General features: G+C 72.6%; 27 protein-coding genes and 3 tRNA genes. 15 read left to right on the top strand and 15 right to left on the bottom strand.

Annotation, left to right across the window (positions count from 1 at the left end; translation table 11 throughout):
• Positions 1 to 6: 6 nt before the first annotated feature.
• The 5 genes from kdpC to E4623_RS06425 all read right to left on the bottom strand — a co-directional run bounded on the left by kdpC (position 7) and on the right by E4623_RS06425 (position 5,110).
• Complete coding sequence (kdpC, locus tag E4623_RS06440) at positions 7 to 630, bottom strand: potassium-transporting ATPase subunit KdpC (RefSeq protein WP_134765728.1); 624 nt, start codon at positions 628 to 630, stop codon at positions 7 to 9.
• A gap of 8 nt (positions 631 to 638) precedes the next feature.
• Positions 639 to 2,756, bottom strand: a complete 2,118-nt coding sequence (gene kdpB / locus E4623_RS06435; RefSeq protein WP_134765727.1) for a potassium-transporting ATPase subunit KdpB — start codon at positions 2,754 to 2,756, stop codon at positions 639 to 641.
• A complete protein-coding gene (gene kdpA, locus E4623_RS06430; protein WP_134765726.1) occupies positions 2,753 to 4,417 on the bottom strand; it encodes a potassium-transporting ATPase subunit KdpA in 1,665 nt (554 codons plus the stop codon). Before kdpA ends, kdpB begins: the two co-directional genes overlap by 4 nt.
• On the bottom strand, positions 4,414 to 4,584 hold the full coding sequence (locus tag E4623_RS22510) for a hypothetical protein (RefSeq protein WP_167736512.1): 171 nt from the start codon (positions 4,582 to 4,584) through the stop codon (positions 4,414 to 4,416). The genes kdpA and E4623_RS22510 overlap by 4 nt, the downstream gene beginning before the upstream one ends.
• A gap of 100 nt (positions 4,585 to 4,684) precedes the next feature.
• Positions 4,685 to 5,110 (bottom strand): nuclear transport factor 2 family protein, encoded by a 426-nt coding sequence (locus E4623_RS06425; RefSeq protein ID WP_134765725.1) that lies wholly within the window; start codon positions 5,108 to 5,110, stop codon positions 4,685 to 4,687.
• A 36-nt stretch (positions 5,111 to 5,146) separates the two neighbouring features.
• Here E4623_RS06425 and E4623_RS06420 point away from each other — a divergent pair, with 36 nt between their 5' ends.
• On the top strand, positions 5,147 to 5,698 hold the full coding sequence (locus tag E4623_RS06420) for a SigE family RNA polymerase sigma factor (RefSeq protein WP_134765724.1): 552 nt from the start codon (positions 5,147 to 5,149) through the stop codon (positions 5,696 to 5,698).
• Complete coding sequence (locus E4623_RS06415; RefSeq protein WP_134765723.1) at positions 5,695 to 6,585, top strand: hypothetical protein; 891 nt, start codon at positions 5,695 to 5,697, stop codon at positions 6,583 to 6,585. The genes E4623_RS06420 and E4623_RS06415 overlap by 4 nt, the downstream gene beginning before the upstream one ends.
• 126 nt (positions 6,586 to 6,711) lie before the next feature.
• On the opposite strand, the gene E4623_RS06410 is transcribed toward E4623_RS06415, so the two are convergent.
• A complete protein-coding gene (locus tag E4623_RS06410; protein ID WP_245154936.1) occupies positions 6,712 to 8,325 on the bottom strand; it encodes a YegS/Rv2252/BmrU family lipid kinase in 1,614 nt (537 codons plus the stop codon).
• A 94-nt stretch (positions 8,326 to 8,419) separates the two neighbouring features.
• On the opposite strand from E4623_RS06410, the gene E4623_RS06405 reads away from it, so the two are divergent.
• Genes E4623_RS06405 through E4623_RS06390 form a run of 4 tightly spaced genes read left to right on the top strand, consistent with a single transcriptional unit; the run spans position 8,420 to position 11,398 of the window.
• A complete protein-coding gene (locus E4623_RS06405; RefSeq protein WP_134765722.1) occupies positions 8,420 to 9,265 on the top strand; it encodes an HAD family hydrolase in 846 nt (281 codons plus the stop codon).
• On the top strand, positions 9,262 to 9,825 hold the full coding sequence (locus E4623_RS06400; RefSeq protein ID WP_245154935.1) for a GNAT family N-acetyltransferase: 564 nt from the start codon (positions 9,262 to 9,264) through the stop codon (positions 9,823 to 9,825). The genes E4623_RS06405 and E4623_RS06400 overlap by 4 nt, the downstream gene beginning before the upstream one ends.
• Positions 9,825 to 10,628: an HAD-IIB family hydrolase gene (locus tag E4623_RS06395; protein WP_134765721.1), complete on the top strand. Its 804-nt coding sequence runs from the start codon at positions 9,825 to 9,827 to the stop codon at positions 10,626 to 10,628. The genes E4623_RS06400 and E4623_RS06395 overlap by 1 nt, the downstream gene beginning before the upstream one ends.
• 8 nt (positions 10,629 to 10,636) lie before the next feature.
• A complete protein-coding gene (locus E4623_RS06390; protein ID WP_134765720.1) occupies positions 10,637 to 11,398 on the top strand; it encodes a hypothetical protein in 762 nt (253 codons plus the stop codon).
• Positions 11,399 to 11,455: 57 nt separating this feature from the next.
• Here the strand turns inward: E4623_RS06390 and E4623_RS06385 are convergent, their stop codons facing one another.
• From E4623_RS06385 to E4623_RS06370, 4 genes are all read right to left on the bottom strand, one after another.
• Positions 11,456 to 12,067: a bacterial proteasome activator family protein gene (locus E4623_RS06385; protein ID WP_134765719.1), complete on the bottom strand. Its 612-nt coding sequence runs from the start codon at positions 12,065 to 12,067 to the stop codon at positions 11,456 to 11,458.
• An 85-nt stretch (positions 12,068 to 12,152) separates the two neighbouring features.
• The gene (locus tag E4623_RS06380; RefSeq protein WP_134765718.1) at positions 12,153 to 13,130 is read right to left on the bottom strand and encodes an NAD(P)H-quinone oxidoreductase; all 978 of its coding nucleotides are present in this window, start codon (positions 13,128 to 13,130) and stop codon (positions 12,153 to 12,155) included.
• Positions 13,127 to 13,498: a DUF6457 domain-containing protein gene (locus E4623_RS06375; protein ID WP_134765717.1), complete on the bottom strand. Its 372-nt coding sequence runs from the start codon at positions 13,496 to 13,498 to the stop codon at positions 13,127 to 13,129. The genes E4623_RS06380 and E4623_RS06375 overlap by 4 nt, the downstream gene beginning before the upstream one ends.
• A 57-nt stretch (positions 13,499 to 13,555) precedes the next feature.
• Complete coding sequence (locus tag E4623_RS06370; protein WP_134765716.1) at positions 13,556 to 14,140, bottom strand: molybdenum cofactor guanylyltransferase; 585 nt, start codon at positions 14,138 to 14,140, stop codon at positions 13,556 to 13,558.
• A 39-nt stretch (positions 14,141 to 14,179) separates the two neighbouring features.
• Between E4623_RS06370 and E4623_RS06365 the strand changes: the two genes are divergently transcribed.
• The 4 genes from E4623_RS06365 (at position 14,180) to E4623_RS06350 (ending at position 16,608) form a co-directional block, all read left to right on the top strand.
• Entirely contained in the window at positions 14,180 to 14,953 is a 774-nt protein-coding gene (locus E4623_RS06365) for a carbon-nitrogen hydrolase family protein (RefSeq protein WP_134765715.1), read from the top strand.
• A gap of 11 nt (positions 14,954 to 14,964) precedes the next feature.
• Positions 14,965 to 16,083: a hypothetical protein gene (locus E4623_RS06360; protein ID WP_134765714.1), complete on the top strand. Its 1,119-nt coding sequence runs from the start codon at positions 14,965 to 14,967 to the stop codon at positions 16,081 to 16,083.
• Positions 16,084 to 16,237: 154 nt separating this feature from the next.
• Positions 16,238 to 16,465, top strand: coding sequence for a biotin/lipoyl-binding carrier protein (locus tag E4623_RS06355; protein ID WP_134765713.1), 228 nt, complete (start codon positions 16,238 to 16,240; stop codon positions 16,463 to 16,465).
• Positions 16,466 to 16,519: 54 nt separating this feature from the next.
• Positions 16,520 to 16,608 (top strand) — tRNA-Ser (locus tag E4623_RS06350).
• A 97-nt stretch (positions 16,609 to 16,705) separates the two neighbouring features.
• Here E4623_RS06350 and E4623_RS06345 read toward each other — a convergent pair.
• Complete coding sequence (locus tag E4623_RS06345; RefSeq protein ID WP_134765712.1) at positions 16,706 to 17,116, bottom strand: hypothetical protein; 411 nt, start codon at positions 17,114 to 17,116, stop codon at positions 16,706 to 16,708.
• Between the two features lie 105 nt (positions 17,117 to 17,221).
• On the opposite strand from E4623_RS06345, the gene E4623_RS06340 reads away from it, so the two are divergent.
• The 3 genes from E4623_RS06340 (at position 17,222) to E4623_RS22505 (ending at position 18,242) form a co-directional block, all read left to right on the top strand.
• Complete coding sequence (locus E4623_RS06340; RefSeq protein ID WP_134765711.1) at positions 17,222 to 17,683, top strand: hypothetical protein; 462 nt, start codon at positions 17,222 to 17,224, stop codon at positions 17,681 to 17,683.
• A 66-nt stretch (positions 17,684 to 17,749) separates the two neighbouring features.
• Positions 17,750 to 17,840 (top strand) — tRNA-Ser (locus E4623_RS06335).
• A gap of 264 nt (positions 17,841 to 18,104) precedes the next feature.
• Positions 18,105 to 18,242 (top strand): hypothetical protein, encoded by a 138-nt coding sequence (locus E4623_RS22505; RefSeq protein ID WP_167736511.1) that lies wholly within the window; start codon positions 18,105 to 18,107, stop codon positions 18,240 to 18,242.
• Between the two features lie 47 nt (positions 18,243 to 18,289).
• Here the strand turns inward: E4623_RS22505 and E4623_RS06330 are convergent, their stop codons facing one another.
• Together E4623_RS06330 and E4623_RS06325 are read right to left on the bottom strand one after the other, a co-directional pair.
• The gene (locus E4623_RS06330) at positions 18,290 to 19,300 is read right to left on the bottom strand and encodes a LuxR family transcriptional regulator (protein ID WP_134765710.1); all 1,011 of its coding nucleotides are present in this window, start codon (positions 19,298 to 19,300) and stop codon (positions 18,290 to 18,292) included.
• A gap of 145 nt (positions 19,301 to 19,445) precedes the next feature.
• On the bottom strand, positions 19,446 to 21,281 hold the full coding sequence (locus tag E4623_RS06325) for a phosphoenolpyruvate carboxykinase (GTP) (RefSeq protein WP_134765709.1): 1,836 nt from the start codon (positions 21,279 to 21,281) through the stop codon (positions 19,446 to 19,448).
• 261 nt (positions 21,282 to 21,542) lie between these two features.
• On the opposite strand from E4623_RS06325, the gene E4623_RS06320 reads away from it, so the two are divergent.
• Positions 21,543 to 23,405: a phosphoenolpyruvate carboxykinase (GTP) gene (locus E4623_RS06320; RefSeq protein ID WP_134765708.1), complete on the top strand. Its 1,863-nt coding sequence runs from the start codon at positions 21,543 to 21,545 to the stop codon at positions 23,403 to 23,405.
• Positions 23,406 to 23,460: 55 nt separating this feature from the next.
• A tRNA-Arg gene (locus E4623_RS06315) sits at positions 23,461 to 23,533 on the top strand.
• Between the two features lie 392 nt (positions 23,534 to 23,925).
• On the opposite strand, the gene E4623_RS06310 is transcribed toward E4623_RS06315, so the two are convergent.
• A complete protein-coding gene (locus E4623_RS06310) occupies positions 23,926 to 24,450 on the bottom strand; it encodes a hypothetical protein (protein ID WP_134765707.1) in 525 nt (174 codons plus the stop codon).
• A gap of 513 nt (positions 24,451 to 24,963) precedes the next feature.
• Positions 24,964 to 25,563 carry a hypothetical protein gene (locus E4623_RS06305; RefSeq protein ID WP_134765706.1) on the bottom strand — a complete coding sequence of 200 codons (600 nt, stop codon included), beginning with the start codon at positions 25,561 to 25,563 and terminating at the stop codon, positions 24,964 to 24,966.
• Positions 25,564 to 26,498 lie beyond the last annotated feature (935 nt).

Here is a 26,498-nt window from a genome sequence, read left to right as displayed (position 1 = left end):
GGGCCACTATCCCGCAGCCGGGGCCGCGGCCCGGGTCACGGCGATGTTGAGCTCCAGCACGTTGACCCGCGGCTCGCCCAGGATGCCGAGGGTCCGGCCCTCGGTGTGCTCCTCGACGAGCGCGCGGACGTCGTCCTCGGACAGGTCGTGGGCTGCTGCGACGCGGGGGACCTGGAGCGCGGCGTAGGCCTGCGAGATGTGGGGGTCCAGGCCCGAGCCCGACGCGGTGACGGCGTCCGGGGGCACCTCGCCGACCGGGACGCCTTCGCGCTCCGCGATCGCCGCCCGCCGTTCCCGGATCGCCGCGACCAGCTCCGGGCTCTCGGGCCCGAGGTTCGAGCCGTACGACGACAGCGGGTCGTAGCCGTCGCCCGCGGCCGAGGGCCGCGGTTGGAAGAGGGTCGGGTCGTCGACCAGCTGGCCGAGCAGGGCGGAGCCGACCGCCTCGCCGGGGTCGGTGGTGTGGGCGCCGGTCGCGGTCACCAGCGATCCGTCGGCCTGCCAGGGCGCCGCGACCCGGGCGATGCCGGTGACGAGCAGCGGGTAGCCGAGGCCGAGCACGAGGGTCATCGCGACCAGGAGCCGGAGTCCGGCGAGGCTGAAGCGGAAGAGCGAGTAGAGGTCCTTCATCACGTGTCCTAGAGGCCGGGGATGTGCGAGATGACGAGGTCGAGGAGCTTGATGCCGAGGAACGGGGCGATCAGCCCCCCGACGCCGTAGACGAGCAGGTTGCGCTGGAGCAGCGCGGACGCCGACGCGGGCCGGTAGGCGACGCCGCGCAGCGCGAGTGGGATCAGCGCCACGATCACCAGCGCGTTGAACACGACCGCGGAGACGATCGCCGACTCCGGGCTGCTGAGCCGCATCACGTTGAGCACGTCGAGGTCGGGGAAGGCGACCACGAACATCGCCGGCAGGATCGCGAAGTACTTCGCGACGTCGTTGGCCACCGAGAACGTCGTGAGCGCGCCGCGGGTGATCAGCAGCTGCTTGCCGATCTCGACGACGTCGAGCAGCTTGGTCGGGTCGGAGTCGAGGTCGACCATGTTGCCGGCCTCCTTGGCGGCGGTGGTGCCGGTGTTCATCGCGACGCCGACGTCGGCCTGGGCCAGCGCCGGGGCGTCGTTGGTGCCGTCGCCGCACATCGCGACCATCCGGCCGCCCTGCTGCTCGCGGCGGATCAGGGCGAGCTTGTCCTCGGGCGTGGCCTCGGCGAGGACGTCGTCGACGCCGGCCTCCTGCGCGATCGCGGCGGCCGTGACGGCGTTGTCGCCGGTGATCATGACGGTGCGGATGCCCATCGCACGCAGCTCCTCGAAGCGCTCGCGGATGCCGTCCTTGACGACGTCCTTGAGGTGGATCACGCCGAGCAGCCGGGCCGGGTCCGACCCGACCTGCTCGGCGACCACCAGCGGGGTTCCGCCGCTCTCGCTGACGTGCTGCACGTGCGCCTCGATCGCGGCGACGGAGGCGTGCGCGGCCGGTGAACCGGTGCTGTGGACCCACTGCGCGACGGCGGAGCCGGCGCCCTTGCGCAGCGTCCGGCCGGGCAGGTCGAGGCCGCTCATCCGGGTCGAGGCGGAGAACGCGACGAACGTCGCACCCGGCGGCGTCGCGACGGCGCCGCCGACGAGGGTCACGATGCTGCGACCCTCGGGCGTCTCGTCGGCCAGCGACGACAGCAGCGCCGCCTCGGCGAGCTCGGCGGACGTGACGCCCGGGACCGCGAGCAGCTCGGCCGCCTGTCGGTTGCCGTAGGTGATCGTGCCGGTCTTGTCGAGCAGCAGGACGTCGACGTCGCCGGCGGCCTCGACGGCGCGGCCCGACATCGCGAGCACGTTGCGGCGGACGAGGCGGTCCATGCCGGCGATGCCGATGGCCGAGAGCAGGGCGCCGATCGTCGTCGGGATGAGGCAGACCAGGAGCGCGGTGAGCACGAGTGGGGACTGGTGGGCGCCGCTGTAGTCGGCGAGGAAGTACAGCGAGCCGCAGACCACGACGAACACGACGGTCAGCGAGCTGAGGAGCACGTTGAGTGCGATCTCGTTCGGGGTGCGCTGGCGCTCGGAGCCCTCGACGAGGGCGATCATCCGGTCGACGAAGGACTGGCCGGGCTCGGAGGTGACCCGGACGACGATCCGGTCGGAGAGCACGACCGTGCCGCCGGTGACCGCGCTGCGGTCGCCACCCGACTCGCGGATGACGGGCGCCGACTCTCCGGTCACTGCCGACTCGTCGACCGACGCGACGCCCGCGACGACGTCGCCGTCGCCGGGGATCCGCTCGCCGGCCTCGACCACGACGACGTCGCCGGCGTGCAGCGACGTGCTCGGGACCTCGTCGGTGGGCAGGTCGGTGAGGTTGCCGGTGTAGGTCAGCTGGTCGGCCGAGCCGCGCACCCGCCGGGCGGGCGTCTCGGTCTGCAGCTCGCGCAGGCTGGCCGCCTGGGCCTTGCCGCGGCCCTCGGCGACCGACTCGGCGAGGGTGCCGAAGACGACGGTGAGCCACAGCCACAGGGTGACCAGCCAGCCGAGCGTGCTCGGGTCGAGGACCGACATGACGGTGGTGGCGACGGCGCCGATCTCGACGACGAGCATCACCGGTGTGGCGAGCAGCTCGCGCGGGTCGAGCTTGCGGAGCGCGCCCGGCAGGGCCGCCGCCAGCTGCGCGACGGTCAGGACGCTGGAACCCGTGCCGGTCGTGGTGCCGGTGGTGCCGGTGGTGGTGGGTGTGGTGGTGCTGGTGGGGGTGCTCATGACAGGGACTCCACGATCGGACCGAGGGCGAGCACCGGCACGTAGGTCAGCCCGACCACGACCAGCGCCACGCCCGAGAGGAGGACGACGAACAGGGGACGGTGGGTCGGCAGGGTGCCGGCGCCCGCGGGCAGCCGGGGCTGGGTGGCGAACCGTCCGGCCAGGGCCAGCACCACGACCATCGGCAGGAACCGGCCGAGCAGCATGCACGACCCGAGCAGGGTGTTCCAGAACGGCGTGCCGGAGGTGAGGCCGCCGAAGGCCGAGCCGTTGTTGTTCGAGGCCGACGTGACGGCGTACACGGCCTCGGTCAGCCCGTGCGGACCGCTCTCCTGGAGGCCGGCGAGGCCGTCGGACGCGGTCAGCGCGACGGCGCTGCCGACGAGGACCAGCACGGGTGTCGTCAGCACGTACGCCGCCACCAGCACGATCTCGCGCTGGCCGATCTTCTTGCCGAGGTACTCCGGGGTGCGGCCGACCATGAGGCCGCACAGGAAGACGGTGACGACGGCCAGCATCAACATGCCGTAGAGCCCCGAGCCGACGCCGCCGGGCGCGATCTCGCCGAGCATCATGTTGAACAGCGCGACGCCGCCGCCGGGGGCGGTGAGGGAGTCGTGCATCGTGTTGACCGCGCCGGTCGACGTGCCGGTGGTGACCGCGGCGAACAGCGCGGAGCCGGCCGTGCCGAACCGCTGCTCCTTGCCCTCCAGGGCGCCCTGGGCGAGCTGGGGCGCGGTCCCGGGCCCGGCCATCTCGGCCCAGGTGATCAGCGCGACCGAGACGGCGAGCAGGAGCCCCATCACGGTGAGGACGGCGACGCCCTGGCGGCGGTCGCCGACGATCAGCCCGAACGACCAGGCCATCGCGAACGGGACGAGCAGGATCAGGAAGATCTCGAACAGGTTCGACATCGGCGTCGGGTTCTCGAAGGGGTGCGCGGAGTTGGCGTTGTAGAAGCCGCCGCCGTTCGTGCCGAGCTCCTTGATCGCCTCCTGGCTGGCGACCGGGCCGCCGGTGATGGCCTGGTTGCCGCCGGTGAGGGTGTCGACGAGGTGCGGGCCGGCGAGGTTCTGGACGACGCCCATCACGACGAGCAGGACGGCGGCGACCAGGGCGATCGGCAGCAGCACCCGGAGGACGGTGCGCACCAGGTCGGCCCAGAAGTTGCCGACCCGTCCCGCCCCGCCGCGCCGCGCGAGGCCGCGGGCGAAGGCCGCGGCGACCGCCATCCCGACGCCGGCGGAGAGGAAGTTCTGCACGGTGAGGCCCGACATCTGCATCAGGTGGCCGAGCGCGGCCTCGCCGGAGTACCACTGCCAGTTGGTGTTGGTGACGAAGGAGACGGCGGTGTTCCAGGCGCCGTCGGTCGGCAGCGCCGCGAACCCCAGCGACAGTGGCAGGTGCTCCTGGAGCCGGCCGAACGCGAACAGCGCCAGGACGCCGACCAGCGAGAAGCCGAGCACGGACATCGCGTAGGTGCGCCAGTGCTGGTCGGCGTCGGGGTCGACGCGCAGCGCCCGGTAGGTCACCCGCTCGACCGCGAGATGTCGCGGGGAGGTGTAGGCATGCGCGAGCAGTCGGCCGAGCAGCGGCACGGTGAGCCCCAGCGCCGCAACCAGCACGGCGACCTGGAGCAGGGTCGGGACGATCTCGCTCACGCCGCGCCGCCCTGGGTGGCGAGTTCGGTCTGGGCGGTCTGGTCGGCTGGATCAGTGGGGTCGACCCGGTCGGCGGGATCGTCGAGGTAGCGGTCGAGCGCACCCACCAGCACCGCCAGGAGCGCGAAGGCGACGAGGGTGAGCAGGAGGTAGAGGACGTCGTTCACGTCCTCATCGAACGCCCGCCGGACCCCGCCCCCCGACGGTCCTGACGGTTCCTTGACGCTCTGGTGGTCGGCCTTGACGAGTCGCTAGCGGGACTACCCCTCAGGTGGGTTTGCGACCGAGCTGGGCGCCCATCGCCGCGATGACGGCCTCGAGGCCCTGGACCGGCCTGATCATCACCGTGAACGACGTCAGCCGGCCGTCGGCGCCCCAGCGGAGCATGTCGACCCCGTGGACCGACCTGCCGCCGACCTCGCACTCGAACTCGAGGACGGCCGAGTCGTCGGCGTACCACTCGTCGAGGTAGCGCAGCGTCGGGCCGAGCACGGCCATCGCGGCGAGCAGGTAGGCGGTGGTGACCGCCTTGCCCTCCTGCGGCGTGTGCACCGCGGGGGAGCGGAAGACGCAGTCGTCGGCGAGGAGCGCGTCGAGGTCGGCGAGGGAGGCCTCGTCGCGCGCGGCGGCGACCCGGTGCCAGGTCTGCACGGGTGGTGGGATCGTCGAGGGGTCGGTCGTGGACTCGGTCATGGACCCAGTCAACAACGAGAAGCAACCTGGAGGGCGATGAGACGTCTCACCAACATGACCACCACCTCGGACCTCGCGGCCGGGTCACGACGGCCGCTGGCCGCCGGCGACCTGGCCCAGCTGTACGCCGCGCACCGGCTGCCGCTCGTGCGCCTCGCGATCCTGCTCGTCGACGACCGCGCCTCCGCGGAGGACGTCGTCCAGGACGCCTTCGCCTCCCTCGCCGGCCGGCTCCACAAGCTGCGCGACCCGGACGCCGCGCTCGGCTACCTGCGCACGTCGGTCGTCAACGGCTCCCGCTCGGCGCTGCGGCGGCGTCGTACGGCGCGCGCCTACGTGCCGCCGGCGGAGGCCGAGCCGCCGGGGCCCGACGACCGGGCCGTGCTCGCCGAGGAGCACCGCGAGGTGCTCGCCGGTCTCGACCGGCTGGCGCCGCGCCAGCGCGAGGTGCTCGTCCTGCGCTACTGGTCCGGACTCTCCGAGGCCGAGATCGCCGAGGCGTGCGGGATCTCCCGCGGCGCCGTCAAGTCCACCGCCAGCCGCGCGCTCGACGCGTTGGAGCAGATCCTGAAGGGAGAGGGCCGATGAACACCCTCGAGTCACGCCTCTCCGAGGCCCTGAACGCCCGCGCCGAGCAGGTGCAGCCCGCCGACCTCGGCCCCGGCCACGTGCCGGCCACCGTCTCGCCGGTGCGCCGCCGGCTCCAGGTGGGCGCCGCGATCGCCGCCGTCGCGGCCGTCGCGGCCGTCGCCGCGGTCGCCGTCTCGGTGCTGGACGACGACGGCGAGACCGGCCCGTCGCCGGCACCGCAGCCGACCGTCAGCGACACCTCCAACCCCACCACCGACGCCACCACCGACCCGACCGCCGACCCCGAGCCCGCGCCCACGACGAACCCGCCCGAGGGTGACCTGGGCTACCTGCTCCCCTTCGACACCACGCAGTACGTCGAGCCCGGCACGACCGTCCGGTTCGGCGACGGCGAGACCGCCGCCATCACCGGGGGCGAGCTCGTGGTCACCGGCAGCGGCTCGGTGCTCCGCGGACCCCTGGAAGGCATCGACCCGCAGGACGACGTCTCGATCACCCGGGTCTCCCTCGGGCAGGTGGGCAACGGCTACCTGCTCGCGCAGACGCCCGGCGGCGACTCCCAGATCCAGGAGCTGTACGTGGCCGGCGACGGCGGGGGCCTGGTCCTGGCCCAGCCTCCCGGCGACGTGCCGTTCGGCTTCGGGTACGCCGAGGGCTTCCCGGACGGGTACCTCACCTGGACCGCCGGGGACGGCAGCGGCCTGTTCACCCGGGTGCAGCTCGGCGACCCCGCCGGCAACCGGTGGCGGGTCTACCGCTGGGAGGTGACCGGTCCCGGTGAGGGCGGCGGTCCCGAGTTGCTGGCCCGCGACCTGGTGCCGACGGACCTCGGCGTCGTCTGCTTCGGCAGCGGCAACCCGCCGCGGAGCGTCACCCCCTGCTGAGACCCCCGGACGGGGTAGTCCCGGACGATCGGCCCCGAAGTCGGGCGAGAAGTGGGGCCGATCGTCCGGGACTACCCCCGTCCCCGTCCTCCCGTCCCGGCGCCGCGGCGCCGCGGAGCCGCGACGTCAGCGCGGCACCCGCACCAGCAGCCGGCCGTGGATGCACTCCATGTGCAGCTCGCGGCCGGGGCCGATCGAGTCGCCGTCGAGCTGGCGGGGGGTGTCGGCGCCGGCGCGGATCGAGACGGTGCGGCCGGTCATCCGGTTGATCGTGTCGTCGGTGCGGGAGCGCTTGGCGAGCACCCGCACGGCGAGCGGGATCCACGACAGGAAGCGCCGCGGGTAGAGCAGGACGACGTCGAGCTGGCCGTCGTCGATGGAGGCATCGGGCAGCAGCGGCATCCCGGCCTGCAGGTAGCCGACGTTGCCGACGACGATCGTGCGGGCGCGGTGCTTGGTGAACTCGCCGTCGTCGATCGAGATCTCCACGCGGGTCGGCGGGAACATCAGCGACTTCAGCGCCGACAGCACGTAGGCCAGCCAGCCGACCTTCTTCTTGATGTCCTCGTTGACGCCCTCCATGATCGCGGCGTCGAAGCCCATCCCGGCCATCACCATGAAGTAGCTCTCGAAGCTGCCCGGGTCCTCGGCGTCCGGCTCGCCGTGGGGGTCGCCGCCGTCGCCGCGGACGGCGACCATGTCGATCGCCCGGTCCTGGCCGGTGAGCGCGATGTCGATCGCGGCGCGGATGTAGAGCGGGATGTCGAGGTTGCGGGCCAGCAGGTTGCCGGTGCCGGCGGGCACGATCCCGACCGGGATGCCGGTGCCGGCGAGCTCGGCGCAGACCTCGCGCACGGTGCCGTCGCCGCCGCACACGATCACCAGGTCGGCGCCCTGGACCGAGGCCAGCTCGGCCTGACCGGTGCCGGAGTCCTCGGGGGTGGTCAGGTGCCACGTCGGGTCCTGCCAGCCGGCCGACCGCGCCATGGCGGTGACCGTGCTCTTGAACGCCGCGACGTCCTCGACCTTGATCGGGTTCAGGACGACGGCGAGCCGCTTCGCCGACGGCAGCGCCTCGGGCAGCGGCTCGATCTTCAGGGCGTGGCTGCGCGGGAGCGGGCTGAACACGACCAGCCCGACGAGCACGACCGTCGCACCGAGCAGGACCCCGCCGACGACGTCGCTCGGGTAGTGCCGGCCCAGCATCAGCCGGTCGGCGCAGACGAGGACGACGGCCAGCGCGACGAGGACGACGACGATCCGCCGGACGATCGCCTTGCGCACCAGCATCACCGAGAGCACGATCGCGACCCCGCCGAACGCCGCGATGCCGGAGGCGTGGCCGGACGGGAAGGCGCCGTTGTCGAGCACGTGCTCGGGGTGCTGCCAGTCGGGTCGGACCCGGCCGACGAGCGACTTCAGCCCGGTGGTCGCCAGCGCCGTCACGAGCATCACGCCGCCGGCGTACTCGGCGGCGCGGTGGTGGCCCTTGTAGTAGATGACCACGCAGAGCACGATCGTGTAACAGGTCATCGCGATCGTGCCGAAGAGGTTCTCGACCACGCGCAGGAACGACAGCAGCCCGGCGTCGTCGACCGCCCAGGTGCGTGCGGAGCGGCCGCGGTCGTCGATGTCGACCAGCCAGGTCCAGTCCCGGTCGACGGCGAGGGTGAGCACCCCCAGCAGGAGCAGGCAGCCCGCGGCCCACGTGAGCTGGACGGTGCGTGGTCGGTCGAGCAACGCGGTTCCTTCGGCGGCATACGGACAGAAGGGTCAAGTATGACCACCGACCGGCGTGCCGGCCCCTTCGGCGACGGGCACTAGCCTCGGGCCCATGACGCAGCCGGACGCGACCTGGGTTCCCCGACTGGTCGCCCTCGACATCGACGGCACCCTCCTGAAGTGGGTCGAGGGCGAGGGGACGACGCACGAGGAGGTCGCGGGCCCGGTCCACGACGCCATCCACCGCGCCCTGGCCGCCGGGGCGCACGTCGTCCTCGCCTCGGGACGCTCCCCGCACGACATGACCACCATCGCCGACCTCCTCGACCTCCACGGTCACGAGCAGGAGCGGCTCTGGGTGGTGGCCAGCAACGGCGCGGTCATCTTCCGCTACCTGCCCGGCGGCGAGGCGGAGATCGTGCACGAGGACGTCTTCGACGCGGCGCCGGCCGTGCGCGCGATCCTCGAGCTGCGGCCGGACGCCCGGGTGGCGGTCGAGGACCGGGGACGCGGCTACCGGGTGACCTCGCCGTTCCCCGACGGTGAGCTGGCCGGCGAGATGGTCACCGCCGACGTCGAGGACCTCGTCGCGCACCCCGTCAGCCGCGTCATCATCCGCGACCCCGACGCCACCGCCGACGACTTCGTCGCCCTGGCCGCCGACCTCGGGCTGCACGGCACCGACTACGTCGTCGGCTGGACGGCCTGGCTCGACCTCACGCCCGTCGGCGTCTCCAAGGCCTCCGGGCTTCAGCACGTGTGCGACGAGCTCGGCCTGAGCGCCGCCGACGCGCTCGCCATCGGCGACGGCCGCAACGACCTCGAGATGCTCGCGTGGGCCCGCCGCGGCGTCGCGATGGGCCAGGCCGTCGAGGAGGTCCGCGCCGCCGCCGACGCCGTCACCGAGACCGTCTACGACGACGGGGTCGCCGTCGAGCTCGGCCGCTGGTTCCCGTGACGGCGATCCCGGCCCAGGTCACCACCGAGCGGCTCCGGCTGATCCTGGTCACGCCCGAGGACGCCGCCGACATGCTCGCCGGGCGCCGCCAGGAGCGCTGGCACCCCGACTACCCGCGTCAGGACGACCTCGACGCCGTCTCGATGATCGGCTCGGCCGTGGGCGGCAGCCCCTGGGGACCGCGGCACGTCGTCCACGAGCTCCGCGCCGTCGGCACCATCGGGTTCTACGGCCCGCCGGACGAGCGGGACGAGGTCGAGATCGGCTACGGCCTGGTGCAGGACGTCTGGCGCCGCGGCATCGCGACCGAGGCGATCGCCGCGCTCGTGGCCGAGACCGACCGGATCGGCGTCCGGGTGCGCGCCTCGGTGCTGCCCTGGAACGTGATGAGCCTGCGGGTGCTCGCGAAGTCCGGCTTCACCGAGCTGCGCGGCGCCGACGAGGAGGGGCAGCTCGTGATGGCCCGCCCGCTGCCCCGTCACCTGCGCGGGTCGACGGACGGGTCGACGGGCGGGTCGACGGGCGGGTCGACGGGCGGGTCGACGGGCGGGTCGACCTGATGCTCGTCGCCACCGACCTCGACGGCACCCTGCTGCGCTCCGACGGCACCGTGTCGGCCGCGACCCGACGGGTCCTCGCGGCCGTCGAGGAGGCCGGCGTGCCGGTGGTGTTCGTGACCGCGCGGCCGCTGCGCTGGATGGACGACCTGTGGTCGATGGTCGGGGCGCACGGCGTCGCGATCGTGAGCAACGGCGCGATCGTCTACGACGTCGCGGCGCGCGAGGTCCGCCGCCTCCGGGGCCTCGAGCCGGCCGCCGGGCTGGCGGTGGCGGACGCCGTCCGCGCGGCGGTGCCGGAGGCGCAGCTGGCCATCGAGACCGTCGGCGGCATCCGGCGCGAGCCGGGCTACGACGACGGGCAGGACGACGTCGCCGCGCCGGCCGGCAGCCCCGTCGGGCCGCTGGCCGAGCTGTGGGACGTGCCGGCCGTCAAGCTCCTCGTGCGGCACCCCGGCACCGACCACGACGCGTTCCGGACGGCCGTCGAGGCCGCCGTCGGGGACGCGGCGATCGCGACGTGGACGGTCCCCGGCCTGGTCGAGATCAGCGCCCCCGGCGTCACCAAGGCCGCCGCCCTCGCCGAGGTGTGTGCCGACCTCGGTGTCGCGGCCGCCGACGTCGTCGCCTTCGGCGACATGCCCAACGACGTCGCCATGCTCACCTGGGCCGGCACGTCGTACGCCGTCGCCGGAGCGCACCCCTCGGTGCTCGCCGCGGCCCACCACGTGGCCCCCGCCAACGACGACGACGGCGTGGCCCGGGTGCTGGCCCGTCTGGTCCCCGCAGCCGCTCATCTGTTGTGATGGTCCGCGTGATCCCCCGCGTACGCATCGCCCCGGCCGCCGTGCTGGCCGCCCTCGTGGCGGTGCTCGTCGTGTCCTGGACGCCGGCGCAGGCCGCCCCCGCGACCCCGGTGGCTCGTGGCGCCGCGGCGCCAGCGGAGTCCGACCAGGCGACCTTCACCGGCAGCTTCGTGGGCCGCCCGGTGGTCGAGGGAGACGTCGGCGCGCGGGTGCGGATCTACCAGGTCGAGGTCTCCGAGGTCTTCGGACCGCTCGACATCGCGACCGAGCGGGTCACCGTCCGCTCGCGCGCCCAGCTCGAGACGTGCACCGACCCGTCGTCCCGTCCGGGCGGTGGGGGTCGTCAGGGCCGGGAGGAGCAGCCGACCGAGAGCGCCAGCCCGAGCGATCCCGCGTCGCCCACCACGCCGGCCAGCCCGATCGACCGCCAGCTGCGGCTCTTCGAGACGACCGTGCAGGGTGGCAACTACGTCGTCGCGACCTGTGACGAGGTCGTCCTCGCCTCCGAGACCGTCATCGCCCAGGTCACCCGCCAGCTCGGCGCCGGCCGTCCGCCGGGCCTGCCGACGCCGACCCCCGACCCGCTCGACGACGTCGGCTTCCTGTGCCCCGAGACCGACGACGCCCTCGACGTCGACGACGCGTCGTCGTGCCCGACCCTCGACGAGGGTCAGCCCTTCGACCGCGCCGCCGCCCCCGGCCTGGCCCTGGTCATCGTGGGCCTGCTCGGTCTCGTCGTCGCCCGCCGACTGGGGCGCTCCCGCGGCTGACGCCCCTCGCACGGCTGCCGCCGCTCCCGCGGCCGGCCGTCGGACCTCGGCCGGACGTCAGAGGTACATGCCACCCGAGCCGGGACGCCCGTCGTCGGGCTCCTGGCCGCCACCCTGCTCCGGGGCGCCCAGCGGTGGCTGGGCACCGGGCAGGCCGCCGGGGAGCGCGCGGCGGATCTGCTCGAACTGCGCGCGGGCGGCCATCTGCTGGGCGTAGATCGCGGTCTGGATCCCGTGGAAGAGGCCCTCGAGCCACCCGACGAGCTGGGCCTGCGCGATCCGCAGCTCGCTCTCGGACGGGGTGGTGCCCTCCGCGAAGGGCAGCGAGAGCCGCTCGAGCTCCTCGACGAGCTCGGGGGCGAGGCCCTGCTCGAGCTCCTTGATCGAGGAGGCGTGGATCTCCTTGAGACGGACCCGGCTGGCCTCGTCGAGCGGCGCGGCCTTCACCTCCTCGAGCAGCTGACGGATCATGCTGCCGATCCGCATCACCTTGGCGGGCTGCTCGACCAGGTCGGTGAGGTTGCGCTCGCCGTCGTCGTCGCCGTCGGGACCGCCGCCCACGGCGTCCGCGAGGGCGGACGCCGGCACGGTGCCGACGGGCTTGCCGTCGGGTCCGACGATGACGACCTGCTGGTCCTGCTCGGGCTGCCCGCTCTGCTCCTGCGTCATGGGGCCACCGTACTGACCGGTCCCGCCCGTCGGTCCCGAACCTCGCCCCGAGCTGCCGGGCGCGCTGCCGGGGGCCGATCCGTGGTCAGAGGGTGAGGACGATCTTGCCGGTGTGCCCGCCCTCGTCCATCCGCCGGTGCGCGGCGGCGACCTCCTCGAGCGGGAGCGTGCGGTCGACGACGGGTCGGATCGTGCCGTCGGCCACCAGGGGCCAGACGTGCTCGACGACGGCGGCGCAGATCGCGGCCTTGTCGGGCAGCGGCCGGCCCCGCAGCGACGTCGCGATGACGGCCCCCCGCTTGGCGAGCAGCTTGCCCAGCGGCAGCTCGCCCTTCGCCCCGCCCTGCAGGCCGATCACGACGAGCCGGCCCTCGGTGGCCAGCGCGTCGACGTTGCGGCCCAGGTAGCTGCCGCCCATGTTGTCGAGGATGACGTCGGCACCGGCGCCGTCGGTGACCTCGCGGACCACCTCGACGAAGTCCTGGTCGCGGTAGCTGATCGTGACGTCGGCGCCGAGCTCGGCGCAGAACGCGAGCTTCTCGGCGCTGCCGCCGGTGGTCAGCACCCGGGCGCCGAGTGCCTTCGCGAGCTGGATGGCGAAGGTGCCGATCCCGCCCGCGCCGCCGTGCACGAGGAACGTCTCGTCGGCCTCGAGGGCGGCGACCATGAAGACGTTCGAGAACACCGTGCACGCCACCTCGGGCAGGGCCGCGGCGGTGACCAGGTCGACGCCGTCGGGCACGGGCATCAGCTGGCCGACGGGGACGACGACCTGCGAGGCGTAGCCGCCCCCGGCGAGCAGCGCGCAGACCTCGTCGCCGACCTGGGGACCGTCGACGCCGTCACCGAGGGCGACGACGGTGCCGCTGCACTCGAGCCCGATCGTCGTGCTCGCCCCGGGCGGCGGCGGGTAGTGCCCCTGGCGCTGCAGCGAGTCGGCGCGGTTGACCGCGGTGGCGGCGACCTCGACGAGGACCTCCCCGGGCCCGGGCGCGACGTCGGGGACCTCCTGGACCGAGAGGATCTCGGGACCGCCGGCGCCGTCGGCGACGACGGCCCTCACCGGGCGTCCTCGAGGTCGGCGTCCCCGAGGTCGGCGTCCGCGAGGTCGGGGGTGTGGTCGATCGCCCCGTCGTCGGGGATGTCGACGTCCGGCACGTCGTCGGGGTCGGGCGCGTCGCGCGGCCGGTCCCAGCCCTCGGCGAGCGCCTGGGCCCGCGCGGCCAGCTTCTCGACGGTGGCGGGCGACGCCGACCCGGCGCCGGCGGCGTACCCGAGCAGGTACGTCGTCACGGGACCGGCGTAGTGCTCGATGCCGTGGTCGACCCGGGCATGGGCCAGCTCGGCCAGGTCGTTCAGCAGGCCCTCGTCCACCTCCGTCTCGAGGTCGAGGACGTCGCACAGCTCGTCGATCCAGTCGTGGAGGTTCACGGCACCAGCGTCCTCAACGCGGCGCGCGTGCGCAACCCCGTCGGGCCCGGTCGGTGCTCAGGCGTCGCCCAGGTCCCGGAGGTCGGTCCAGGTGTCGACGTCGCGGTGCTCCTGGCCGGTGGCCGCCACCTCGGCCAGGTCCAGTGGCGCCAGCAGCCGCCACAGGGCCATGCCGTGCCGGCCCTCCCGGGCGGGTGCCGCACCGGCGAGCCGGGCGCGGTCGATGACGAGCGCGAGCTGGCGGCGTCCGTCGGGGCCGACGAGCACCGCGCCGTCGCGTCCGTGCGCCGCCGCGTGCAGCCGCCGCACGGTCGCCGGGGTCAGGCGCGGCATGTCGACCGCGACCACCGCGAGCGTCGGGGACTGCGCGGGCGTCCGCAGCAGTGCGTCGCAGCCGGCGAGCAGCCCGGCGACCGGGCCGCCGTGGCGCGGCTCCTCGACGACGAACGTCACCGGCCGGCCCAGCGACGCCATGGGCACCTGCTCGCCGACGACGACGACCTCGGCGGCGTCGAGGACGGCGTCCACCGCGTGCACCAGGAGGGTGCGGCCGTCGACCTCGACCGAGGCCTTGTCGACACCGCCCAGCCGGCTGCCCCGCCCGCCCGCGAGGACGACGGCGCAGAAGCTCTCGAGGTCCACCGGCCCATCGTCGCACCGCGCGGGTGGCACCCTGGACCCGTGCCGCCCTCCGACGTGCTCCGCCTCGCCCTGGTCCAGGAGGCCTCGGGCCTCGACCCCGCCGCCAACCGTGCTCGCCTCGCCGAGCTGACGCCACCCGACGCCGACCTCGTCGTGTGGCCGGAGGCCTGGGCGCGCGACTTCGGGGAGTCGGGCTCCGACGTCAGCGCGTACGCCGAACAGGTCACCGGGCCGTTCGGCACCGAGCTCGCCCGGGTCGCCGAGGAGCGCGGCAGCACGCTGGTGGCGGGGATGTTCGAGACCAGCCACGACGCCGCGCGTCCGTTCAACACGCTGCTGGTGCGGGGCGCCGAGACGGCGTCGTACCGCAAGGTGCACCTCTACGACTCCTTCGGCTACCGCGAGTCCGACCGCCTCCTCGCCGGGGCGCCCGCGCCGGTCGTCGTCACCGTCGGCGGGTGGGCGGTGGGCCTGATGACCTGCTACGACCTGCGCTTCCCGGAGATGACACGGCTGCTGGTCGACGCCGGGGCCGAGGTCGTCGTCGTCCCGGCGGCGTGGGTGGCCGGGCCGCGGAAGGTCGACCACTGGCGGACCCTCGTGCGGGCCCGGGCGATCGAGAACACCGTGTTCGTGGCGGCCGTCGGGCAGCCCGCGCCGCGCTACACGGGCCACTCGCTGCTGGTCGACCCGATGGGCGACGTGCTCGCCGAGGCCGGCGACGGCGCCGAGGTGCTCCGGGGCGAGGTGACCCGGGCCACGCTCGAGGAGGCCCGCCGCACCAACCCGTCGCTGGCGAACCGGCGTCTGTAACCTCAAGGGTTGTGTCCCGAGCCTCCCGCCGCCGTGCCTCCACCGAGGACGGCGACCCCGGACGGCGCCCGCGGGCGAAGGTCCAGAAGTCGTCCGGCCCGCGCTGGGACGACCGGATCGCCGCCCTCGGCGCCTCGCGCGTGCCGGTCGTGGCCTGGTTCGTGCTGGTCGCGGCCGGCCTCGCCGCGCTCGTCTGCGCGATGGTGCCGGTCGGCCCCGACCGGCTCGGCGACGCCGGGGCGGTGGTGGTCGCCTCGGCGTACTCGTGGGCGCTCGCCGCGCGCACCGGGGGCCGACCCGTCGTGTTCGGCACCCTCGCCGCGGTGCTCGGGGTCGTCGTCGTCGTGACCGACCAGGACGCCCTGCGCACGGGCGCCGCCGTGATGACGTGCGCGGTCGCCGCCGTGCTCGGCGTGATGACGACGGTGCCGGCCGTGACCTTCCTGCGGGCGGCGCGGGAGTGCGTGATCGCCGTCCTGGTCGCGGCGGTCGGCGCCCTCGCCACCATCGGCTTCGAGCCGACGATCACGGTGACGCGCTTCGAGTACGCCACCTTCGGCCTGGCGCTGGTCGGCGCGTTCGCCGTCGTCCACCGCCTCGGTGCCGGCCTGCACGGGCTCGGTCGCCGGGGGCTGCTGATCGTCGTCGTCGGCGGCGTCCTGCTCGCCGTCACGCTGCTGTACGCCGAGCTGCTGCGCCGCTACGGCACCACCGAGCTCGTCACGTCGCTCCTGGACGCCGTCCGCTGGAGCCGCGACAACCTCGGCGCCTTCCCGCGCCCGATCGAGTCGGTGCTGGGCATCCCGGCGCTGGCCTACGGCTGCCACATGCGGGCGCGTCGTCGCCAGGGTTGGTGGGTGTGCGCCTTCGGCGCCGCCGCCACGTCGGCCGTGGCGAACTCGCTCGCCAACCCCGCCATCACGCGCACCGAGAGCGTGCTCTCGGTCTGCTACGGCCTGGTCGTGGGCCTGCTGATCGGGTTCGTCCTGATCCGGCTCGACCTGTTCCTCACCGGCGGCTCCTCCCGCCGGAGCCGCACCACCACCCCCGCCGGCGGCCGCCGCAGCCGGGTGGCCGAGGAGGCCTCCGCCCTCCGCCCCGAGCCCGCCCGCGGCAAGCCGCTGCTCTGACCTCCCGGCGGCGCCCGGCGGGTTGCGGTGATGTGAGCCCGCGACAGGCCAGGGCGCCTGCGCGCGCTCCGCGTGGTCGGGACCGACAGCCGCGGACGACGTCCAGGGGCCGCTCGTTCGCGGGTACCCGGCGGTAAGGGATAGCGTCGCCCGCATGGCCCGTGACGACTCCACCGAGATCCTGGCCGAGATGGTCGCCAACGTGCTCGAGGTGCTCGTGGAGCAGGGCGCGACCGTGGCGGTCGGTGACGAGGTCGTGCTGCTGGAGTCGATGAAGATGGAGATCCCGGTGATCGCCGAGACCGGCGGCACGGTGCTCGCGATCCGGGTGGCCCCCGGCGACGTCGTCCAGGAGGGCGACCCGCTCCTCGTCCTCTCCTGAGGTCGCCCGACGGCCACGCCCTAGACTCGTCCGGTCCGCGCCCGGCGCGGGCACGGAGGGGTGCCGGAGTGGCCGATCGGAACCGCCTTGAAAGCGGTCGCTGGCAGAGATGTCAGCCGCGGGTTCGAATCCCGCCCCCTCTGCAGGACAGCGGTAGAGCGAGGTGACGCGCCCGGACGCGTGGTCGAGCCACCGCACGGCGCCACCTGGACCGGGGTGGGGCTCCAGCCGTGTCGCCCGCTACTCCGACCCGCCGAGCTCCATCTCGACCCGGTCGTAGGCCAGATCGTGCACGCGCTGCACGTGGTGGCCGACGTCGGCGACGAGGCGGGCGACCTCGGCCCGGACGGCGCCCACGTCGGCGTCCTCGATGACCCGGCTGCCGAGCTCGCCGAGCCGCATGAGCAGCGCGTTGCGCTCGCGGAAGGCGGTGCCGCCGCGGGCGGCCAGCCAGCCGTCGTCGGCGACGTCGGAGCGGCCGGGCTCCGCGCACAGCGCGTCGCGGACCGCGGCCACCCGCTGGCGCATCGTCCAGCGCCAGGTGGCCAGGCCGGGGCCGGCACCGCGGGGCGCCTCGTTGGCGATGGCGAGCGCCCGCAGCGCGGCGGCGATGACGGAGCCCGGGGAGCCCGACGGACCTGCTGTGCTCACCACACCTCCTGGTTCAGCGCTGTGCTGTGACCCTCGTCACGAGCATGACCGTGCGTTCCGGGGAGGGCAAGGGCACCGCCCGACCGGGTCGGGGAGGATGGGGTCGTGAGCAACACCGGAGACGTCCACTTCTACCGCATGGCGCCGAGCTTCGCTGCCCGTCTCGTGGGACTCGGCTTCCTGGCCGTCGCCGTGCTGAGCTTCCTCTACGCGCTCGCCGCGTTCGCCTGGTCGTGGCCGGCCGACGTCCTCGTCGTCCTCGTCGGGCTCGGCCTGGCCGCGGTCTTCGGCGGGGCCGCCTGGCTGCGGAGCCGGGCCTACGTCGTCCGCGTCGACGACCTCGGCTACGACGTCCGCCTCGTCCGCGGGGTCGGCGTCGCGACCGGCCGGTGGGAGGACGTCGAGGAGGCCGTGGCGGCCCATCCCCGCGGCGTCCCGTGCGTGGTGCTCCAGCGGCGCGACGGCACCGCGACGTCCATCCCGGTCGAGATGCTCGCGATCGGCAGCGACCGGTTCGCCGACGACGTCCGGGAGCGGCTCGACCGCGCGGCCGGGCGCCGTCGTTGAACCGATTGGCCCAGGATCGTGTGCGCCTTGTAGCCTGAGCCCCGTTGTCCCGAGTTCGGGCAGCATGGAGGCGTCGCCTAGTCCGGTCTATGGCGCCCGCCTGCTAAGCGGGTTGAGGGCTACAACCCTCTCGCGAGTTCAAATCTCGCCGCCTCCGCACCGTGTCCGCCGCCAGCCCCGCTGGCGGCGGCACCCGTGTGCCGCGCCGGGGTCTCCGCGCGGCCCCGGAATTTTCCGGTGTTGACGAGGTTTGCCATCCCCGATCATGGGTACGTGAGGCCCGGGCACGATGCGGATCCCGGGGCTGCATCACTCTGCACTGCAGGAAGATGAACGGCGTTCGACCCCACGTCGAGGGCCGGCACGACACAGAATCGGTGAACGGACCCTCCGCGGTCCGAGACGAGAAGGTGTTCATCACATGAGGTTCGCGCGCAAGCTCTGCCTGACCGCAGCGGCCGCCGTCCTGGGGGTCTCCCTGGTCGGCATCACCGCACCCGCTGCCGACGCCAGCGACTCGAGCTGGGGGTGTGGCGGCCTGTGCCGCCCGGGACCCTGAGTCCCCAGCAGCTCACCATCCTCGAGGCCTGAGGCGCCGGCGGCGTCTCAGGCCTCGTCGCGCTCCTCGACGGCCTCGTGGCCGGAGACGCCGGCCCGCCCCATGGCGTAGCCGAGCTGGAAGCGGGTCTCCGACTCGTACTCGCCCTTGAGGTCGGCCACGTACCCGGCGTACGTGCGGGGGCTCACGCCCAGCCGCTTCGCGCTGACGGGGTCGGAGTGGCCCTCGATCAGCATCCGGATCGTCATGGCGCGCTGCTCGGCGGCGATGTCCTTGAGCGTGGTGGTCTCGCGGTTGGTGAAGGGCCGGGCCCGTTCCCAGGTGCGCTCGAAGATGTCGACGAGGTAGGCCACGACCGACGGCTCGCGGACCGCGATCGCGCTCTGGAGGTCGTCGCTGGCCGGGATGACCGCGACCCGGCGGTCCACGACGATCATCCGGTTGAAGAACTCGTCGAGGGTGCGCACCTCGGCGCCGCGGTCGGTCACCGCGGCGACGTACTTGGCCGTGAACGCGCTGCGGCGGGCGCTGTGCTGGTAGAGCGTGCGCATCTTGGTGCCACGCTCGAGCATCGCGGTGTCCCGCAGCGCGGCCGCGGCGAGGGAGGCCGCGTCGCGCCCGGTCTGCGGCTGGGCGGTGAGCATCTCCTCCTCGGCCTCGGAGACCAGGCCGGCCAGGAACGGGCCGATCGCGTCGAGGTGGAGGTAGGTGAACGGGCCGCGCGCCGTCGACAGCGGCGAGCGTCGCCACGACTGGCTCAGCGCCCCGAACGCCCGCGCCCACTCCGACGACTCCGCCATCAGGGTCGAGGCCTGCTGGCTGAGCGGCGAGACGACGCGGGACTGCACGGTGGCGGGGTCCTCGGGGGTCCAGCGCTCGCTGTCCTTGTCGAGCTGGACCAGCCCGAGCTCGACCAGCAGGTCGAACGCCGCGCGCTCCGGGCCGGTCTCGCCGATCCGGGGATCGCCCTCGTCGATGCCGCCGGACGACACGATCGCCTCGTAGAGGGTGGCGGCGCCGTCCTGGAACAGCGCGCGCTCGTCGGGACCGTACGTCATGGTGCTGCCCTCACCTCCGTGGGTGCGCTGGTCCCGCGCGTGGGGTGATCCTACTGAGACGACCACGCCCCGCCCCCGCACGCGGGAGCGGGGCTCGGTCGGGTCCCTGCGCCGCGGGACGTCGTGGCGCCGGTCGGGGGAGGGGTCAGCCGTCGAGGCGCGCCTTGAGGCCGTCGAGCTCGGTCCAGAGCACGGCCGGGAGGTCGTCGCCGAACTTCTCGAACCACTCCTGGATCTGCGGGACCTCGGCGCGCCACTCGTCGACGTCGACGGCGAGCGCTGCCTCGAGCGCCTCGTCGGTGAGGTCGAGGCCGTCGGTGTCGAGGGAGCCCGGCGCGGGCACGTGGCCGATCGGGGTCTCCACCGCGGCGGCCTGGCCGTCGATCCGCTCCACGACCCACTTCAGCACCCGGCTGTTCTCACCGAAGCCGGGCCAGAGGAAGCCGCCCTCGTCGTCGCGGCGGAACCAGTTGACGTAGAAGATCCGGGGCAGCTTGGCGGCGTCGTTGTCCTTGCCGACGTTGATCCAGTGGCTGAAGTAGTCGCCGGCGTTGTAGCCGATGAAGGGCAGCATCGCCATCGGGTCGCGGCGCACGACGCCGACCGCGCCGACGGCGGCCGCGGTGGTCTCCGACGACAGGGTCGCGCCCAGGAAGGTGCCGTGGGTCCAGTCGCGGGCCTCGAAGACGAGCGGGACGGTGGTCTTGCGCCGGCCGCCGAAGAGGATGGCGTCGATCGGGACGCCGCGCGGGTCGTCGTACTCGGCGGCGAGGATGTCGCACTGCTTGATGGGGGTGCAGTAGCGGCTGTTGGGGTGGCTGGACAGCTCCTCGGAGTCGGGCGTCCAGGGCTCGCCCTTCCAGGACGTCGCCCGGGCCGGCGGGTTCTCGAGGCCCTCCCACCACACGTCGCCGTCCTCGGTGAGCGCGACGTTGGTGAAGACCGAGTTGCCCTTGTTGATGGTCGACATCGCGTTCGGGTTGGTGTGCTCGTTGGTGCCGGGCGCGACGCCGAAGAAGCCGTACTCGGGGTTGACCGCCCAGAGCCGGCCGTCCTCGCCGATCCGCATCCAGGCGATGTCGTCGCCGAGGGTCTCGACCTTCCAGCCGGGGATGGTCGGCTCGAGCATGGCCAGGTTGGTCTTGCCGCAGGCGCTGGGGAACGCCGCCGCGACGTACTTGCGCACGCCCTGCGGGCTGGTGAGCTTGAGGATCAGCATGTGCTCGGCGAGCCAGCCCTCGTCGCGGGCCATCACGCTGGCGATGCGGAGCGCGTAGCACTTCTTGCCGAGCAGGGCGTTGCCGCCGTAGCCGGAGCCGTAGGACCAGATCGTGCGCTCCTCGGGGAACTGCACGATGTACTTGGTGTCGTTGCACGGCCACCGCACGTCGGCCTCGCCGGCGGCGAGGGGGTGGCCGACCGAGTGCACGGCCTGCACGAACGGCGCGTCGAGCTCGGTCAACCGCTCGAGGACGTTGCTGCCCATCCGCGCCATCACGCGCATCGAGGCGGTGACGTAGGCGGAGTCGGTGAGCTCGATGCCGAACATCGGCTTCTCGGCCTCGAGGTGACCCATCACGAACGGGATGACGTACATCGTGCGGCCCTTCATGCAGCCGGCGTACAGCCCGCGCATGAGGTCCTTCATCGCCTCGGGGTCCATCCAGTTGTTCGTGGGCCCGCAGTCCTTCTCGTCGACCGAGCAGATGTAGGTGCGGTCCTCGACGCGCGCCACGTCGATCGGGTCGGAGGCGGCGTAGAAGGAGTTGGGCTTGATCGCCGGGTCGAGCTGGGTGAACGTGCCGGTCGACATGAGTGCCTCGGTGAGCTCGGTCCACTCCTCGTCGGAGCCGGTGCACCAGTGGATCGCGTCCGGCTGGGTCAGCGCGGCCACCTCGGCGACGAAGTCGACGACGCCCTGGTGGGTGGTGGGGAAGGTGCTCGGGTCGGGGCTGGTGGTGCGGTCCTGCGTGGCGGTCATGGGAGTCCTCTGGAGGCCGTCGAACGGGTACTGATCGCTGGCACCGTTGCTGGCGAGTGCGGCGAAGGTATCCCGGCTCGGGAGGGCGTCATATTGGATCGTTCAACGCGTCGTGGCGTGTGTCACACCCCTCGCTTTTGCCTTCTGACCAGGCAAAACGTTCTGGATCGATCCAACCGAACCCGGTGCCGCGGACCCCTCCGGCCTGGGTAGCGTGGCGCGCCAGACGGGCCCCGGACGGGGTCCGGAAGGGGCGACGAGATGGTCGATGTCGAGCGGGTCCTGGACCAGGCGGGGTTGCAGAACCCCCACGTCCGTGAGTACGTCAGCTTCTGGGCCGGGGTGACCGAGCCCGACCGGATCGAGGTCGTCGACGCGGCCGACGACGCCCGGCTGGTCGCCGAGGCGCTGGAGGCCGGCGAGCTCCAGCCGGCCGGGGAGGGCCTCTACTACTCGCGCAGCTACGTGAAGGACACCGCGCGCTCGGAGGAGCGCACGATCGTCGCCACGAGCAACCCGGCCGACCGGGGTGTCTACAACAACTGGCACGACGGCGACGAGCTGGGCGCGGCTCAGCTCGAGCGGATGCGCGGGCAGTCCCGCGGCAGGACGATGTACGTCGTCCCCTACCTGATGGCGCCGCCCGGCTCCCCGCTCGAGGCGTACGCCGCCGGCGTCGAGCTCACCGACAACCGGCCGGTCGTGCTGCACATGATCCGGATGGCGCGGGTCGGCATCGCCCACCTCGACTCGCTCGAGGACCCGGCCAGCTTCGTGCGCGCCGTCCACGTGACCGGCGACCTGCCCCGCCTGGGCCAGGGCACGCCCGAGGACCAGCGCTACTTCGTGACCGTCGCCGACAAGCGGACGATCCTGCACTTCGGCTCGTCGTACGGCGGCAACGCGCTGCTCGGCAAGATCGCCCACGGCCTGCGCCAGGCCTGCTACGACGGCCGCGCGTCCGGCCGGTTCCTGGCCGAGCAGTTCATGCTCCTCGGGATCACCGACCACGAGACCGGCAAGCGCTACCACGTCTGCGGCGGGTTCCCGAGCGCGTCGGGCAAGACCAACCTGGCGATGACGCTGGCGCCCGACGCGATGGGCGATCGCTACACCGTCGACTTCTACGGCGACGACATCGCCTGGCTGTGGGTCGGCGACGACGGCCGGATCTACGCGATGAACCCCGAGAACGGCGTCTTCGGCGTCGCCAAGGACACCAACGAGCACACCAACCCGACCGCGCTGCGCTCGATCGAGCCCGGCACCGGCGCCATCTTCACCAACGTCGCCTACAACCCGACCACGCGGGAGGTCTGGTGGGAGGGCAAGGGACCGAAGCCGACCGACGACGGCTGGGAGGACTGGAAGGGCGAGCGGATCGCCGACCGCGAGGACGGCGACGCCGCCCCGTGGGCGCACCCCAACAGCCGGTTCACCACGACGCTGGCCAACGTGCCGAACGTCGCCCCCGACTTCGAGACGCCCGCCGGCGTCCCGGTCGACGCGATCATCTTCGGCGGCCGGACCAGCGACCGCGAGCCACTGGTGCGCGCGATCACCGACCTCGCCGAGGGCGTGTACGACGGGCTCACCCTCGGCGCGGAGGCGACGTTCGCCGCCGACGGGCTCGACGGCCAGCTGCGCTACGACCCGATGTCGATGCGCCCGTTCCTGGCCTACGCCGAGGCCGACTACGCCGCGCACTGGCTGAAGATCATCGGCGCGGCCACCCAGCAGCCGATCTTCGCCCACGTCAACTGGTTCCAGAAGGACCTGGGCGACGACGGCGACGGCCACTTCCTGTGGCCCGGCTACCGCGAGAACCTCCGCCCGCTGCTCTGGCTGGTCCGCTACCAGGCCGGCGAGGTCACCGGCCGCCAGACCCCGGTCGGTGTCATCCCGACCGCCGAGGAGCTGGAGCTCGTCGGGCTGGACCTGCCCGCGGCCGACCTCGACCGCCTCCTCACCATCGACGTCGACCGGTGGCGGCAGGAGATGGGGTTCCGCGAGGAGCACCTGCGCCAGTTCGACGGCCTGCCCGAGGAGATCTGGGAGGCGCACCGCCGCGTCGTCGCCGCCCTCGAGGCGGAGGCCGACGCGACGTCGTCCGGCACTGATTAGGACCAGCCCGCGGCGGTCTAGTAACCTCGCGGGGTCGCTGCACCACGAGTGACGGGCGCCTGTAGCTCAACGGATAGAGCATCTGACTACGGATCAGAAGGTTTGGGGTTCGAATCCCTACAGGCGCGCAGCACACGGAACCGCAGGTCAGCCCGCTGACCTGCGGTTCCGCTGCTTCTGGACGCGGGGCTGTGCACGACTGGGGCGGCTGAGCCCGGGCTCTTGGATGCTGGGAGCCTGCTGGGGGCCAACTACTCCTGGCGCTCGGGCTGTCGTCGGGGGTGCATGGGCCCGTACAGCATCGAGCGAATCTGCCGATATCGCTCTGCATGGAAGCCACCGAGAGTCTCGACACCAGCCCGACCTGCGCGCACCGGACGAAGGCCGAGCGTGCGTCTCGGGCCGCGTGGGCAGCAACTACTCATGGGGACGCCCGAGTCTGCACTCTTGCGGCGCGGCAGCCCGCGGGTCGTACAAGTTGGTTCCTTCGACCTAAAGCGGGGTGAGACGCAGTCCCTCCTCAGCTCTGACCGACGCGGACGGTCTTGGTGAAGTCGGTGGGGTCGCCAGCAGACCCGTCACCGACACCGATGAAGACCGACACACGCAGTGCTCCGCGAGTACTCAGGCACCCCCGCGGCAGCGAGACACGGATGATGTCAGCCTTGGGCCGCCAGGTGCTGCCGATCCGACAGGGGACGGTTGCCGATCCGTCGTCGTAGCGGGTGAGCTCAGTCGTGACTGCGCTGGAGGGCCGCCGCACGGTGTGGACCGAGTAGTACGTCGAGGAGTCGAGGGATGAGATGCCGACACCGAAGATCTGGGTGCCACGGGCGCGTAGGTCGCGCAGTCGGACCCGCACGGTGAATCGGTCGGGAGTGTTGTCCACGGAGACCGTTGTGAGGTCGTACCTCGCGGGCGCATCGCCGCGTGGGTCGCGGAAAGTGGTCGAATCGGCAACGGCGGGGGCCGCGGTGATGGTCAGCATGACGCCGGTCAGGCCGGCCGCGAACATTGCGACCGCGGTGGAGGGGATCTTCTGCACTCGCGAACCATAAGTCGATCTGGTCTCGCTGAAGGCCGAACTCCTCCCATCGAGCAAGATGCCGATGGTGGAGGCAGGTGGGCGCACCCTGTCCGATGGCGAGGTGGGCTACGCGGATGCACTACGCGGTCTGGTTCCCAAGCGCGTTCAGCGCACGCAGGAGGGGACCGGGATTGGGACTCCGTATCCAGTTTCTGGATGGAGCTGTCGCGCTTCACCCGGATCGCGAGGCCCTAACGGGCCCGGAGATCGCGCTCCTGACGGGTGTCGAGGACTGCGCCTGGATGTGTTGGCGACCCGCGAAGAGTCGTTCGAGGACTTGGCCTGACGCCCGACCATGCCGCGCGCCGAGGCTCAACCGAGAACATGCCTCGATGCGTGCGGCGGGCAGGAGCGACACCGCCAGGCTTCGTGGCAGACCCTGCGCAGGGTCGCGTCACGCTCAGCCAACGGACTCAATGGTCCTTGTGCACCGGCTGCAGCGGCTCAGGACCGCCCGCCAGGCACAGCGCGTTAGAGGATCCACTCGGCGATAGTCTCGCCGCCCGGCCGGTAGACGAGCTTCTCGTACTTGGATACGTCCTCAGGCACCTCGATAGCGATCCACCCCTTCACGCACGTGCCCGGTGCGACCGTCACGTTCTCGGGGTACTTCGGGGATGGGAAGTCGCTGTACGACGAGCTCGACGTGTACTCGTCGCCTGACTTCGTCACGGCGTACCACTCACCCGGGTAGGTCGAGTAGACGTCGCCATCGGCGGCCGTGTCGAAGTCCTTCCGCACGCAGGTGCTGACTCGGAGACCGTAGTACTGGTTGCCCTGCTCGGGATCGCGGTACTGCTCTGTGACCCCGAGGTCGGTCTCAAGCAGCACGGTCGTGATGCCCGTCCCAATTCGGGGCTGCCCCACCTTCAACGACCGGTCTCCGATGTTCGGTGCGAAGGGGTCCGCCTCCTCGGTAGGCGTTTCGGTCACGGCTTCGGTCGGGTCGCCGAGGAACGTCGGCGTCGAAGTGACCGTGACCGTCTCTGTCGGGCCGGTTTGCGGCTCGTCGCCTCCACCGCAGGCGGTGAGGGTGAGAGTAAGGACGGCTACCGAGATCAGCGTGCGCATGAGACGGAATCCTGCCCGACGAGATTAGGCCGTGCCGCCGATTCGTTGGAGACGCCACCTGATCGTGATTCCCAGCGACCGAAGCGCCTGCGCGCCTTGGTACGGGTCGCCTGGTCCTGGGCGCGACGCCAGGACGCCGCCAGGCGCTCTGCTTCGCGCTGTCGCTGCTGGTGGAGGCGAAAGTCGGCTGGAACGGCAGGCCTTGGCCACCGCGTCTAGCACAATGTGAGCATGCGATGCAGAGTCCTAGCGGCCTGGGTGACGAGCGCGGTTGTTGCCGGTTGCGGATTGGCTGCGGGCGCTGCCGAAGGTCAGCCCAGCGAAGCCACAGCGGCCACGATCACGACGGGAGCCGGAGTCGCCACGGCCACGGCCCCAGCCACGGCCTCAGCCGCTGGTGAAAGGTCACCATCTACGGCGCAGACCACAGACTGCTGGGGCGCGACTGGCTACCTCGATCACGGCGGGCCAGGTGTCATGGGTCTGAAACGGTTCGCACAAGCCTGGGCCTTGAACGGCGACCGCCGCTTTCAAGTCGCCCGCGAGGGCGACGGGTCAGCGCGAGTGCTGTTCCATGCAGCCTCTGGTCGTGCCACACGGCTTGTATTCGCGAAAATGCATGACGACGGGTGGGTGGCGGGCGCAGTCAAGTTTTGCAGGCGCTAATTCGACGGGCGTTTCGCGGGATTAGAACCTCCCTTGTTTCGACCTCGCGAAGCCTGACACCCGCTGCTCGGGAGCGGTCTCCTTGTCGTGTGACTGGCAGCGCTTGTGCCCGACCATCGGCATGACTGTGCGGATTGACCTGCCCAGAGGCGGCGGAAAGAAGCGCCCAGGAAGCGAGCTATCAGCGCCGTGGCCGCGCGAGCGGGGCGGCGTGGTCGGGCATGTGAGCGGTGGGTGCTCGGCTTGAAACTGGTCAGGCTGGAGTTTGA

Origin of the sequence: Nocardioides sp. 1609 (assembly GCF_004522105.1) — a bacterium.
Lineage (GTDB): Bacteria > Actinomycetota > Actinomycetes > Propionibacteriales > Nocardioidaceae > Nocardioides.
Note: the sequence above shows the minus strand (reverse complement) of the source record. Positions and strands in the feature narration are given on the sequence as shown.

Coding starts and splice junctions, on each gene's coding strand:
- kdpC (WP_134765728.1), bottom strand. CDS start 630: ATGAAGGACCTCTACTCGCTCTTCCGCTTCAGCCTCGCCGGACTCCGG.
- kdpB (WP_134765727.1), bottom strand. CDS start 2,756: ATGAGCACCCCCACCAGCACCACCACACCCACCACCACCGGCACCACC.
- E4623_RS06425 (WP_134765725.1), bottom strand. CDS start 5,110: ATGACCGAGTCCACGACCGACCCCTCGACGATCCCACCACCCGTGCAG.
- E4623_RS06420 (WP_134765724.1), top strand. CDS start 5,147: ATGAGACGTCTCACCAACATGACCACCACCTCGGACCTCGCGGCCGGG.
- E4623_RS06415 (WP_134765723.1), top strand. CDS start 5,695: ATGAACACCCTCGAGTCACGCCTCTCCGAGGCCCTGAACGCCCGCGCC.
- E4623_RS06405 (WP_134765722.1), top strand. CDS start 8,420: ATGACGCAGCCGGACGCGACCTGGGTTCCCCGACTGGTCGCCCTCGAC.
- E4623_RS06395 (WP_134765721.1), top strand. CDS start 9,825: ATGCTCGTCGCCACCGACCTCGACGGCACCCTGCTGCGCTCCGACGGC.
- E4623_RS06385 (WP_134765719.1), bottom strand. CDS start 12,067: ATGACGCAGGAGCAGAGCGGGCAGCCCGAGCAGGACCAGCAGGTCGTC.
- E4623_RS06355 (WP_134765713.1), top strand. CDS start 16,238: ATGGCCCGTGACGACTCCACCGAGATCCTGGCCGAGATGGTCGCCAAC.
- E4623_RS22505 (WP_167736511.1), top strand. CDS start 18,105: ATGAGGTTCGCGCGCAAGCTCTGCCTGACCGCAGCGGCCGCCGTCCTG.
- E4623_RS06330 (WP_134765710.1), bottom strand. CDS start 19,300: ATGACGTACGGTCCCGACGAGCGCGCGCTGTTCCAGGACGGCGCCGCC.
- E4623_RS06325 (WP_134765709.1), bottom strand. CDS start 21,281: ATGACCGCCACGCAGGACCGCACCACCAGCCCCGACCCGAGCACCTTC.
- E4623_RS06320 (WP_134765708.1), top strand. CDS start 21,543: ATGGTCGATGTCGAGCGGGTCCTGGACCAGGCGGGGTTGCAGAACCCC.
- E4623_RS06305 (WP_134765706.1), bottom strand. CDS start 25,563: ATGCGCACGCTGATCTCGGTAGCCGTCCTTACTCTCACCCTCACCGCC.